Here is a 12,036-nt window from a genome sequence, read left to right as displayed (position 1 = left end):
AGCGGCTTGCTTAGATACCGAAACTCCCTGTTTATCGCTCACACTGACGGTAATAGGAAACTCATCGCTCCCTGCCCAGGTGTAGCAGCGATTGGTACGTCGGTACAGGTAATATTGCTCGTTGAAGAGGTACAGTGGCTACTCCCTTTATATTGAACTGCGTTGATTTTAAAGGTGTCCAAGTCCAGTTGGTTGTATGAGTGGCGGTTTTGATCTGTAATGGTAAACGACACCAATGCATCGTCACCTGGCATCAGCACATTATTGTTTTTTATGGTGATATTGGAAATAGCCGGGGCTAAATTGGGCTCATTAACGAAAAGGTGCACGGCTTTTCTTGTGCTGTTACCGAAACTGTCTGTCGCGGTGGCCTGCACGTAATTGTTACCAACAGGCAATGAATTAGCAGCAAAACCTACACTGCAGCTGAGACTAGATGTCCCATTACTATTACAAGTTTTAAGCTCGTTGCTGTCTTTTGTAATAACAACCTTCTTTAAATCTCTGCCATCATCTTTGGCTGTGTAATTCAAAGTAACTGGCTGGTTCTGTTGAATTCTCAGGTTATCTATATTTAAAAAGTATGGGGTCGTCTTCTCCGTATAAGTAACGACCATGGAGCATGTACTCTGACTAGTTGATTGGTTACAGGCCACCTGACTACAAGTTTCGCTGTTTGTTTGGACTGCAATGGTGAGTGTGTGCGTACCAAATTCAGGTAGCTTCTTTAGCACAATGAAAGGAATATACACTTCGTCAGATATAAAACTAGCATCGCCCGACCAGTTGTTACCTCTATCACTGGTATAAGTCGTTGTACCAACCTCGACTGATGCTATACCGCCGAACTCTCGCTCGTGATGAGTCGAATGCACCTCATAATCTTCCATATTAGTAAGATCTATTCTGTACGGCGCACTATCTGACTGAAACCGTAAATTGGTCTTATTAGTACATGCCTTCGCCAAAGCGGACGCAGACATGCCACTCATTAAAGCAAACGCCAATAGGGTAGCCGCTTTGGTTATTATTGTTTTTTTCATGTTAAAGCGCTCCCTTCCATAGTAAGGTCATCGGCTTAGGCTCACTTAGTGCGTTTACCGACAGCACGCCAAAACTACGTGACTGTTGTTGCACAGAACTCGCAGTCGGAACAGCTACGCCTAGTACCTGATCCTGGTCTTTGACGAGTATTAACTCGGTTAAACCTTGAATGTTCTTTTTATTCAGAAATAAAGTTGGGGTATTAATAACAGGCTGTTCAATATGCTCTGTCAGTGTAAAACTCTGTGGCTCCGGGGTTAAATCTTGCTGATCAAAAATCTTCACTTTACCACTTTGATAAAACGCATAGACACCCGTGGCTTTTTGATTTACACCCGCCAGTGAGTCCATAAATTTCGCAGAATAATCTCCATCGTTATTAATTATGACCGGGCTGGTAAGTAAGGCATCGTCTTCATAAGTTGTGCATATCAGAGAGTCAGTATCTGCTAAGCGAACTTTACAGGTTCGCCCCTGATTATCCGAGTTCGTTTCATTATAATAGAGGTGGTTTTCTGTTAAGCGTGGGACGCTGTTCACCACGCCTTCTAACTCGATAGACCACTCCTGCTGCCAGGAAACGGGTTGTTCCTGCTCTTTATGTGCTCTAAAAAAATATAATTTGCCATCATGCGTCGAGAAAATCAGGTGATGTTCGTTTTGAAAGACCGTACGCTCAATAATGTCCAAATTTAAACCAAATAAAGGTTGTTTGTAGTCACTTTGAGCGCCTTGAGCTAAGAACGGATTTTCCTCAATTACCGGCACCTGAATAGACGTTGAGGTGCTTTGTCCATTGAATCCATAAGCCGTTAGAGTAAATTTCGAATCGCCATATACAGCGAAAGACTGTGTGCCCATGCTTGTGGATGAGATAGAGGTAGTTTGACTGCCACCATTTTGAGTATGCGTAATCACTGCACTTGTCGCACCAGAAAGCTGCCAGCCAATCCTGGCAAAGCTACCGGCTGTCAATGCGTTATCGCCCTGGGTATAAAAAGCTTTGACCGCCAGGGCTTCATTCACATTCATGTTCTCTTGGCTGTTTGATGAGCAACCAAAACGATGACAGGCTACAACTTTGAAGCTGCCGCTACCGTTGTATCGATAAAAGCTGGTAGTTACACGAGATGCCACTAACTGCCAGGTTTGGCCATCAAACTTGAGTATCTGGTAGTACTCGGCCTGTGGTGACGGTGTCCAGGCAAGACTTGTATATCCATCAAGTTCCTGGCTTGAGAGTTTAACTATCGCGTCTGGGCGCAATTCTATCGGAATAAATGTCGTTATTTTTCCAACCTGAATAGGTACATACGCTTGCTCAAACCCTTCAGTGGCGCTTGAGTAAAGTGGGTAAAGCAAACACATACTGAAAAGTGCATACAAAAGAGAGAGTTTCCTCCCTCCCTGAGTGAAACCTTGCATGATAGATATCCCGTGACAGTAAAATCCAAGACCCTTTGCCAGCTATACTCATCACCGCATCAAACCTAAGTCACACAGCCTCCCATGTCAATTTAGGTAACGCATTAATAAATAAAACAAAATACTGGCCCCTCGCCCGATGTATAATCCAACAGAGGAAAATAGGTCAAAAAACGGATGGTATTGTATTGTTCATGCACTGTTCAGGTCAACCAAAAAAGGAACAGCGATTCACCACCACACTATGGCTTTAACCCCCTTCATTCTGATTATGCTAGGCCTTCTTTACCCGCGTATTTCACCGGCGCACTGTCTCTCTGATGAATCAATTCATAACATGCAAAATAGATGCAGATTATTATTTATTTCATCGCAACCTGAGTTACAAATTACCCATTGCAGGAAATAGCAATAGGCGCCCGGTGATCCGTCTTTTAAGTAATGCGATGAGTGCATTAACCGGAACCGGCTTTACCTTTAAAAAAATAAACAAAGGAATAAACAGCATGGATTTCTTTTCCCGTTATATTACCGGTGATGACCTGAGAAAGTTAAGAAAGAACAAAGGGGTGACCACGCAGGCGATGGCGACTCAGTTGGGGTTTGTCGTAAGACTTATGAAAACTGGGAGCGAGATGTAGGCCAGCCAAAGCTCAATCAATTTTTTGCCATGGTGACTTTTTGCTCTGTAGATGTATCTGACTTTTTGACCAAAATACGCCAGCACGGCCAGGCTTAATCTAAATCCCTCAGAGCATGTTTAAACCTTACTCTGAGGGCGAATTCTCAACGGCATCTAAGCTTCTGCAAGCTGCTGTGGCAATTCGGTAACCCAGCGTATTTCTCTCATCCAATTCGTCATTTTAGGGAATCCCTTCTCCGGGCAGGTCATATCCCATGCTGTGAGCAGCGGATCGCCAAACACACCACCACTTTGGAAGCTTTCCTTCAGAGCCTGATTCATGCCCTGATAACTATTCTCCGGGAACACCAGATCGATTGGTAAGCCAAGGTGCCAAATCGCTGCAACAGACCAGGCGGTTGCCGCCATTTCTTCACCATCCATAGCTTGTTTTTCACGCCCATTTTTGAGCCCGTTTTTGTAGACATCTTTGTGAAGCTGTGGCCTGAATATCGGCTCACATACCGCTATATGGCCTGCCTCATGTAAGATATCTCCAGGGCAAACCAGCTTATCAACATCTATATGCAGTACGCCATGTACGATTTGTAGTCCCGGCAAAAACATCTCCCCCTCAACAGGGCAAAGCGCATGGGGCAAATTAATGTCACTCAGAAAGTTACATATGATTCGAGTATCTTGATCCATTATCGGCTCCTTGCACTGGGTAAGCGTTAACCCAGTTTAGTCTTATGTCATCATGTGCGAGTGTAACGTTTGTAAAACACAATAGGTATTACACAAGATTACCTCAATAACGCCCATTGTGCTGCCGGGTGAGGTCACATTTTCAAATAGAAATCACGACACAGATCAACAAACGCATCGCTATATTCACCCATTTCATTTCTGACACATAGGCTTTGCAGATCCTGTGTGGTTTCGTTACGGTGAAATTCCAACATTAACCTGGTGACAGGCTTGTCGGGCGTCATGGACACATTACAACGGCGTGCCAGAAATAGACCTCGGTGTTTAGCCAGAGCAGTAAACTCATGCCCTTCCTGAGCTGGCAAAATCACCGCCAGCCGGCCTTGTTCGTGACTATAGCGCATAAATGCTTCTATTATCTGTACAAAACTCAAGCTGTCGGTGTGGCGCGCGGTGTTACGGGCGGCATCCGGCCCTTTTAAGCTGTGATTAAAGTACGGCGGATTGCTGATCACCAAATCATAAGGCTGATCTGAGATGAATGTCTGAATGGGTGTCTGGTGTACAGCAATATCCGACCAGGGGCTGGCGTTAATATTGTCAGTGGCGTCCAGACAAGCCTGCGCATCAATTTCAACCGCATCGATTACAAGCCGTGGGGCGCGCTGCTTGCACATCAAACTCAGTAACCCCGTGCCTGCGCCAATGTCGAGCATGCGCTGTGCACTCGTCACGCAAACCCAGGCACCAAATAACACCCCGTCGGTTGACACCTTCATTGCGCTGCGCGATTGCGCCACCGTAAATTGCTTAAATGCAAAGCCAGCCATTTTGCTCCTTTGAGAAACCCGGATTGCCAAGTATAATTCCGCTATTGTCCTTTATTTGTGATGCATTATGCAATTTACTGAATTCGATCTCGACGGCACGCTACTGACTGCCATAAAAAAAATGGGCTTTGAGCAGGCCACCAGCATTCAACAGCTGGCCATTCCGGAGGCCCTGATGGGCCGCGATATCCTTGCTTCCGCGCCAACAGGCACAGGTAAAACAGCCGCGTTTCTGATCCCGGCAATTCAGTATTTAATGGATTTCCCGCGTCGCGACCCTGGGTTTGCCCGTGTGCTGATCATGACGCCAACCCGCGAGCTGGCCTACCAAGTGTTTGAGCAATGCGAAGCGCTGGCTGCAGGCACGCACCTGAAGATCGGCGTGGTGACCGGGGGAATAAACTACGGCAGCCACAAAGAGATCTTCGAAAAGAACAACGATATTCTGATCGCCACACCGGGGCGTTTGATGGAATACCTCGAAACCGAGAACTTCCATGCCGATAACGTTGAGCTGTTGATCCTCGATGAAGCTGACCGCATGCTGGACCTGGGCTTTAAAAAAGAAATGCTCAAGATTTGCAACGAAGCGAAAAAACCGCCGTCAGTGTTTCCTGTTTTCGGCCACCCTGGAAGGCGACAGTGTTGAGCTGTTTGCAGAGCGTATCTTAAAAGATCCGGCACTGCTTGAAGCTGAATCTTCGCGCAAAGAAAAAGGTAAAATTCATCAGTGGATCCATCTGGCTGATGATTACGAGCATAAACTGGCGATGCTGGCCAACCTGCTGCAAAGTGAAGATGTCACTAAGGCCATTGTATTCGTGAAGACCCGTGAGCGCCTCGAAAAGCTGGTTGGCGAGTTATACACCCAGGACATCAAAACTACCTGGCTACGTGGTGAAATGCCGCAGGATAAGCGAATGGCTGCCATGGCCAGCTTCCACAGTGGTCGCACCCGTATCCTGATCGCCACCGATGTCGCGGCGCGTGGTATCGACGTCGCGGATATCAGCCATGTCATTAACTTTGATATGCCGCGCACTGCCGACATTTATGTACACCGTATTGGTCGTACCGGTCGTGCCGGTAAAAAAGGCACCGCCATTTCACTGGTTGAGGCCCATGATGCTGAGATCCTCGGTAAGGTTGAACGCTACACAGAGCAGAAACTAAAACGCCGGGTGATTGAAGGGCTGGAGCCAAAACACAAAGAAGCTAAGCTGCCGAAAAAGAAAAAAGATCCGGCAAAAATCAAGGCCAAGAAAAAGGCCGCCAAAGTCAAAGCGAAAAAGAAGAAGTAGCCTGACCTGAGCCATTTCAGGACGCTGCCCGGCGTCCTGCACTATCTTGCTCAACTTTCTAGTATCCTCCTTTATTTTTTATCCTGACGATAAAAATAACTCGCGAGCTAAGCACCGCTTTTGTCGTTATAGTCGCCAAAAATAAGCCTGATTAAGTGATCTATTCCGACAGTGAAAATTTGTTTTATTATGTACCCGTGGGAGCGGGTTGACGCCGAGAACGACAGTACCCTGCGCCTGATCCACGAAGCTGTGTCGCGCAATCATATTGTTGCCATTACCACAGTCAATGCCCTGACCATTCGCGACAGTGTTGCTAGCGCCTTTTGCGATGTGTTCGTCAAACAGGACAAAGTCTCTGACAACTTCGTCAGTTTTTACAACAAGGCCCAGTTTAAGCGCACTCAGCTACCGCTGGCCGGTTTTGATGTGATTTTTATGCGCGCCAATCCGCCGCTCGATACCCTGGCCATGAACTTTCTTGATTCTGTGCGCGACGATACCTTTATCGTGAACGATATCGACGGGCTGCGTATTGCTAACAATAAATTGTACACCGCGTCCTTTCAGGGCACCGCCAGTGAGTTTATTCCGGCCACCCATGTATCAAAAAACAAAGAATATCTGGAGCGGATCTTCGCCGAATCCAACTGCGACAAAATGATCCTCAAGCCGCTCGACGGTTACGGTGGTCGCGGCGTCATTGTGCTGGAGAAAAGCGCCAAGCAAAGTTTCAGCTCCCTGCTGGAGTTTTATATTGGTGGCGATGAGTCTGGCAAAGGCAGTAGTTATGTGATTTTGCAGGAATATGTACCCGGCGCTGCAGAGGGCGATGTGCGGATCCTGATGCTCAATGGCGAGCCCATCGGGGCGATGAAACGCATTCCGGCCAGTAATGAGGTGCGAGCCAATGTGCATGCCGGTGGCAAAGTGGTTAAGCATAAACTGACCGCTCAGGAGCAGGCGTTGTGCAAGCACATAGGCCCTAAGCTGGTACGTGATGGTCTGTACTTTGTGGGCATTGATGTGATTGGTGGCAAGCTGATTGAGGTGAATGTACTCAGTCCGGGCGGGATCTCTCGTATCAACCGTCTGAATCGAACCCGCTTGCAGGTGCAGGTGATCGACTTTGTTGAAAGTGTCGTGCATGCCAAAGAGCTGGTAAACCATCGTAAAAATGCATTTCGTCAGGTAATTGAAGATGCCCATGCAGTCTGAACAAGCGCTGGTCGCGGCCCTTGCCGCCCAGCAACCCTTTGAAGGGGAAGTGGCCGGCGGTGCCGTGTACTTACACATTCGCGAATATGTGCCTTATGTAGCCACAGCCGTCCATGCCGGGAGCCGCTTGCGACCATCCTTGCAAGGCAATATGGCGCTGAGCGAGCAGGCCCGTTTTGAAGAGGAAGATCCCCACACCGGCGAGCTGATTGATGCCATGCCGATTGTGTTGATAGCCCGTGATTCCCGTTACGAGTACGACCTTAACCGTGCCCCGCAGCAGGCCATTTATACTCAGGCGTGGGGCAAAGAAGTCTGGCAACAGCAGCCCGATGGCACCGAGCGCGATCTCAGTCTGTCTAAACATGCGGCCTACTATCAGGTGCTTAAGCTGGTACTGGATACACTGGAGAAAAAATTCGGTGCCTGTCTGGTGTTCGACATTCACAGCTACAACTGGCAGGTTCGCCAGTACGACTTTGCGCCCGACTTTAACCTCGGCACTGCCCAGCTCGATGCACTGCGCTGGCGTCCGGTATTTAATACCCTCAGGCAACAGCTGTGCCGCAAGAAGTTTCAGGGCGCGCCGCTGAGCTTTGCCGAAAACAGCGTGTTCCAGGGTGACGGCTATCAGGCTACGTTTGTGACTAAAACATATAAAAACACCCTGATCCTGCCACTAGAAGTGCGTAAGTTCTTTATGGATGAGCTAACCGGGGAGCTCTACCCGCTGGTGTTCGAAAAGCTCAAGCGTAACCTGCATATTGCCCTGACCCAGACCGCGCGGTTTTTTATTAAACGCTATTGCTCCAAAGCCATGGTGCAGTTTAACCATGTTCAGCAACATATAGATCCGGCCATCAAGGCGGTCGATCTGGCGCTGTATAAACTGGCCCGTAACCTGGACACTCTGCATTATGTCAACCCGACCAACATCGCTCAGGAAAAGCGCCGTTTCTTTAACAAAAGCCATTACCGGCCGCAGTTTAAGTATCGTCCGCTGCGTATGGATCCCTATGAATTTAAAGAGCAGCTCTATCGCTTGCCCGTAGCGGATATCGGCGATCCGCTGATCAAAGACATTTATCGCAAGCTGATTGATAACTTTGCCACCAAAATTGATGTGATCACTCAGGTCGGCAAAGAGCAGTTCTTGTATAACTCGCTGCGTTACTATGGTGAACCAAGCGTCGATGACATCGCCAACGCGCGCTTTATCATTCATGCCACTGAGCCACAGCCGGCGGCGCCAAAAACCATTAATGCCGAGCAGGCGTTGGGCCGCTTTGAGCAGGCCATTGCACAGATGCAGCTGCCCTGTAAGGTGAGTCTGTCGACTAAGCTGGTGGCCAAGGCCATGGTGGATAATGGCAAGAAAACCCTGCTGGTTAACAGCACGGCGATGTTCTCTGAACTGGATGTAAGAGCGCTGATTGAGCATGAAATTGGTGTGCACCTGCTCACCACGCTCAATGCCGAGCAACAGCCGCTGCACCTGCTGCGCCTGGGGCTGCCGGGCAATACTTATACCCAGGAAGGGCTGGCGATTTTCCGTGAGTTCCAGTCGGGGAATATCAACCTGATGCGCCTGAAAACACTGGCGCTGCGGGTGCTGGCCGTGGATAAGATGGTTAAAGGTGAGCAGTTTTATCAGGTGTACGAGTTTTTGCGTGATACCAGTTATCTGGGCAGTGCCGAGGCATTTGGCCTGACAACCCGGGTGTTTCGCGGTGGCGGGTTTACTAAAGACCATCTGTATCTGAAAGGCTTCAGAGACGTAGTGAAGCTGTCGCAGCAGCGCTCGCTGGATAACCTCTATCTGGGCAAAACCGGGCTGGCACAACTGGATGCCATTGACATGCTGGTTGAGCGTCAGTTACTGGATAAACCGGCCTACCTGCCGGATTATAGCCGCGACCCGGATCATCCAGATGCTATTCTCAGCTATCTGATCAGCTGCATAAAATAAGCCAACGGCTTTTATCTTGTCAGACACGGGGTTACACTGCTTACAGTACTCACTGATGCAGGAACCCCGATGCTCACAGCACAACAAGTCACCGACCTGGAAGTTTATCTGGCGCAATTACGCCTGAAGATTGACCCCGCACTGGCACAAAAGTATCCCTTCTTTGCGGGCAAACCTTATCCGCTCGGGCGCTGTAAAGAAGTTCGCAATGCTATCCAGGATCTGCTCAAAGCAGAGCTGGCAAAAGCACCCGTTGCGGCACCTCTGCAACCGCTTAAAGCGCTGTTGGACAGTGGCCTGACGCTCGAGCCGGTATGGGGGTCTCTGCGTGATGAGTATTTTCAGAATGCACTGGTGGCCGGCCCCTGGTACATAGATGCAGCCAACGACACCGTCAACCCCAATAAACCCCGGGTCGAGATACGCTTACTTACAGAATCGGGGTTTGGTGCCATCACAAGCTTTGAGCAGTTCGTTAAAATCGCTCGCAGCTACTGGGAAGTCGACGTCTATCGTAATGAGGTTTTTCCGGCGCTGGCGCCATTTATGCCTTTGGTGTGTGTGGGTCATACCGGTGTTAGCTGGTTTGCCGCCGCCAACGACGACATGCTGCTACTGGCACGCAACAGTGCCTTTGAGTTGGTTGAGCGGGTGCTGCCCACCTTGCCTGCACCGCCACCGGCACTCACCGACAAATGGCACAGCGCCGCGGCCAGTGTTGATATGCCCAGCCAGCTGTTAAAAGCGCAAACACACAGTGCCCAGGCCATGTGCCAGCACTACCGCAACGAGGGCAAACACCAGGATATCCTGTTTCGTGATGAAGTGGTGCTTGCCTACCTCAGCCTGCCGGTAAACGTGCAGGTGTGACACTGCCTCTGGACAGCACTACGGTGGCTAACAAAGCGATCACTACCACAGGCATACTCCACAAGTTGAGCGTCTGCCAGCCCACCGTGGCTTCCAAAAATCCAGCGCTCAGCGAAGATGCCACCACCATGCTGAAGACCAGAAACTCATTGCAGGCTTGTGCCTTGGCACGCTCCTGCGGCGCATACGTCTGACTGACCAATTGCGTGGCACTGATAAACATAAAATTCCAGCCTACGCCAAGGGCAAATAAGGCCAGTAAAAAATGCCAGTGGCTCACGCCCAGCAGGTTAATGCCGGCACTGGCCAGATACAGCACACAGCCCGACAGGATCATCACCCGCGCCCCGAAGCGCTCAATCAGCTTGCCGGTGAAAAACGATGGCAAGAACATACCCAGTACATGCCATTCAATGACCAGCGCGGAATCCGCCAGATCAAATCCATGACGATGCATGGCCAGCGGCGTTGCAGTCATCAGAAAATTCATCACGGAATAGCTGATCATGGCCACCAGCACCGCCAGCTGAAACTGCTTCTGTGCGACAATTTCTTTCAGGGTCCGGGCGGGCGCTTCAGTGGTCTGTGGATCTACTTCCGTAAAGCGTACGCCCTGTAACAGCAGTAAGGCGAGCACATACAAGCCGCTGAGTGCAACGAAAGAGTTGGCATAATTGAGCGCCGGATACACCTCATTGACCCAGACGGCCAGGTTCGGTCCCAAAATCGCTGCCACCACACCACTGGCCATAATGGTCGAAATGGCCCTAGCGGGCTTGTCACTGGCCTCTATGGCCGCAAATCGATACAAGGTGGCAAAACCAATACCGATACCGATCAAAGTCGTCGCCACACAAAACAGGGCAAAATGACTTTCTCTGAGCGCCCAGACCCCCAATAAGGTGCCGCTGATACCGATCAGGTTACCTAGCGAGAAACCCAGTCTGCGACCAGTTTTGGCCATGATCAGCGAGGCAGGAATGGTCGCCATTAACAGCCCGGCCATCTGCATTGCCACCGGCAAAGTGGTCAGCGCTGCCGACGGGCTGAGCAACTGCCCGACCAGCGCAGAGATAGTCACCAGCAGAATATTGCCTGTGGTGATCAGGCCCTGGCAGCAGGCCAGCAGTAAGACATTTTTATTCATCCTGCTTAACTTTGCTCAGCGCGTAAAAACACCGGCTCACAGGCTTTTTGGGTGGCTTCTTCGCTGTAGTAATAGCCTGCCACATCAAACGCTTTTAATGCCTCAGGTGACTCTACCTGATTATCCAGAATATAACGCGCCATCATGCCTCGGGCTTTTTTGGCATAAAAACTGATGACCTTAAACTGACCATTTTTGCAGTCTTTGAATACCGGTGAGATGATCTCAGCCTTCAGCGCTTTTTTGTCTACTGCTTTAAAGTATTCATTTGATGCCAGGTTGATTAATACCTGACTATCCGCCTCTGCCAGCGCTTCGTTAAGCTTATCGGCAATGATACGGCCCCAGAATTCATAGAGGTTTTTACCGCGCGGGTTGTCCAGCTTAGTGCCCATCTCGAGGCGATACGCCTGCATCAGATCCAGTGGCTTCAGCACGCCATAAAGGCCAGACAAAATGCGCAAATGCTGCTGTGCATAGTCCAGTGTTGCGTCGTCCATACTCGATGCATCCAGGCCTGTATAAACATCGCCATTAAACGCCAGCACAGCCTGCTTGGCATTATCGGGAGTAAAAGGTTGCGACCAGTCAGCAAAGCGCGCCGCATTCAGACCCGCCAGCTTGTCGCTGATCTTCATCAGCGTACCTATCTGTTGCGGTGATAAGTCACGACACACGTGGATCAATTCTTCACTGTGTGTGAGCAGTTCGGGCTGGGTAAAACGCGCGGTGTGCGCCGGAGTATCATAATCGAGATTTTTTGCCGGAGAAACGAGAGTGATCATGGCCTGCCTATTGACTTAACTATTGATAAATGTCAATTTCAACACTATCCCCAGATGAGCGCAAGCGCAATATTCTTCGGGGATTCGACACTGCTTGCCCAGTTGCTGGCAGAC

General features: G+C 49.6%; 10 protein-coding genes and 1 pseudogene. 5 read left to right on the top strand and 6 right to left on the bottom strand.

Annotation, left to right across the window (positions count from 1 at the left end; all coding sequences use genetic code 11):
• Positions 1-38: 38 nt before the first annotated feature.
• Entirely contained in the window at positions 39-1,043 is a 1,005-nt protein-coding gene (locus ELR70_RS08860; RefSeq protein WP_128064546.1) for a hypothetical protein, read from the bottom strand.
• A gap of 1 nt (position 1,044) precedes the next feature.
• Positions 1,045-2,469 (bottom strand): hypothetical protein, encoded by a 1,425-nt coding sequence (locus ELR70_RS08855; RefSeq protein ID WP_128064545.1) that lies wholly within the window; start codon positions 2,467-2,469, stop codon positions 1,045-1,047.
• Between the two features lie 422 nt (positions 2,470-2,891).
• Here ELR70_RS08855 and ELR70_RS08850 point away from each other — a divergent pair, with 422 nt between their 5' ends.
• Positions 2,892-3,110, top strand: coding sequence for a hypothetical protein (locus ELR70_RS08850; protein WP_128064544.1), 219 nt, complete (start codon positions 2,892-2,894; stop codon positions 3,108-3,110).
• 155 nt (positions 3,111-3,265) lie between these two features.
• On the opposite strand, the gene ELR70_RS08845 is transcribed toward ELR70_RS08850, so the two are convergent.
• Positions 3,266-3,799: a hypothetical protein gene (locus tag ELR70_RS08845; RefSeq protein ID WP_054014623.1), complete on the bottom strand. Its 534-nt coding sequence runs from the start codon at positions 3,797-3,799 to the stop codon at positions 3,266-3,268.
• Between the two features lie 134 nt (positions 3,800-3,933).
• Positions 3,934-4,632 (bottom strand): methyltransferase, encoded by a 699-nt coding sequence (locus ELR70_RS08840; protein WP_054014622.1) that lies wholly within the window; start codon positions 4,630-4,632, stop codon positions 3,934-3,936.
• 67 nt (positions 4,633-4,699) lie between these two features.
• Between ELR70_RS08840 and srmB the strand changes: the two are divergent.
• The 4 genes and pseudogenes from srmB (at position 4,700) to ELR70_RS08820 (ending at position 9,990) form a co-directional block, all read left to right on the top strand.
• Positions 4,700-5,933 (top strand): annotated as a pseudogene (gene srmB, locus ELR70_RS08835) (ATP-dependent RNA helicase SrmB).
• Positions 5,934-6,104: 171 nt separating this feature from the next.
• Complete coding sequence (gene gshB, locus ELR70_RS08830; RefSeq protein WP_054014620.1) at positions 6,105-7,151, top strand: glutathione synthase; 1,047 nt, start codon at positions 6,105-6,107, stop codon at positions 7,149-7,151.
• Positions 7,141-9,120 carry a flavohemoglobin expression-modulating QEGLA motif protein gene (locus tag ELR70_RS08825; RefSeq protein WP_054014663.1) on the top strand — a complete coding sequence of 660 codons (1,980 nt, stop codon included), beginning with the start codon at positions 7,141-7,143 and terminating at the stop codon, positions 9,118-9,120. The genes gshB and ELR70_RS08825 overlap by 11 nt, the downstream gene beginning before the upstream one ends.
• 69 nt (positions 9,121-9,189) lie before the next feature.
• Positions 9,190-9,990, top strand: coding sequence for a hypothetical protein (locus tag ELR70_RS08820; RefSeq protein ID WP_054014619.1), 801 nt, complete (start codon positions 9,190-9,192; stop codon positions 9,988-9,990).
• Here the strand turns inward: ELR70_RS08820 and ELR70_RS08815 are convergent.
• Positions 9,962-11,137, bottom strand: coding sequence for an MFS transporter (locus ELR70_RS08815; RefSeq protein WP_054014618.1), 1,176 nt, complete (start codon positions 11,135-11,137; stop codon positions 9,962-9,964). The genes ELR70_RS08820 and ELR70_RS08815 overlap by 29 nt on opposite strands.
• 5 nt (positions 11,138-11,142) lie before the next feature.
• Positions 11,143-11,922: a peroxide stress protein YaaA gene (yaaA, locus tag ELR70_RS08810; RefSeq protein ID WP_054014617.1), complete on the bottom strand. Its 780-nt coding sequence runs from the start codon at positions 11,920-11,922 to the stop codon at positions 11,143-11,145.
• Positions 11,923-12,036 lie beyond the last annotated feature (114 nt).

The sequence above is a fragment of the Pseudoalteromonas sp. R3 genome (genome assembly GCF_004014715.1).
In the GTDB taxonomy this organism is placed as follows: domain Bacteria; phylum Pseudomonadota; class Gammaproteobacteria; order Enterobacterales; family Alteromonadaceae; genus Pseudoalteromonas.
The sequence above is the reverse complement of the archived record's forward strand: the minus strand, read 5'-3'. Positions and strand labels throughout refer to the sequence as shown.

Coding starts and splice junctions, on each gene's coding strand:
- ELR70_RS08860 (WP_128064546.1), bottom strand. CDS start 1,043: ATGAAAAAAACAATAATAACCAAAGCGGCTACCCTATTGGCGTTTGCT.
- ELR70_RS08855 (WP_128064545.1), bottom strand. CDS start 2,469: ATGCAAGGTTTCACTCAGGGAGGGAGGAAACTCTCTCTTTTGTATGCA.
- ELR70_RS08845 (WP_054014623.1), bottom strand. CDS start 3,799: ATGGATCAAGATACTCGAATCATATGTAACTTTCTGAGTGACATTAAT.
- ELR70_RS08840 (WP_054014622.1), bottom strand. CDS start 4,632: ATGGCTGGCTTTGCATTTAAGCAATTTACGGTGGCGCAATCGCGCAGC.
- ELR70_RS08825 (WP_054014663.1), top strand. CDS start 7,141: ATGCAGTCTGAACAAGCGCTGGTCGCGGCCCTTGCCGCCCAGCAACCC.
- ELR70_RS08820 (WP_054014619.1), top strand. CDS start 9,190: ATGCTCACAGCACAACAAGTCACCGACCTGGAAGTTTATCTGGCGCAA.
- ELR70_RS08815 (WP_054014618.1), bottom strand. CDS start 11,137: ATGAATAAAAATGTCTTACTGCTGGCCTGCTGCCAGGGCCTGATCACC.
- yaaA (WP_054014617.1), bottom strand. CDS start 11,922: ATGATCACTCTCGTTTCTCCGGCAAAAAATCTCGATTATGATACTCCG.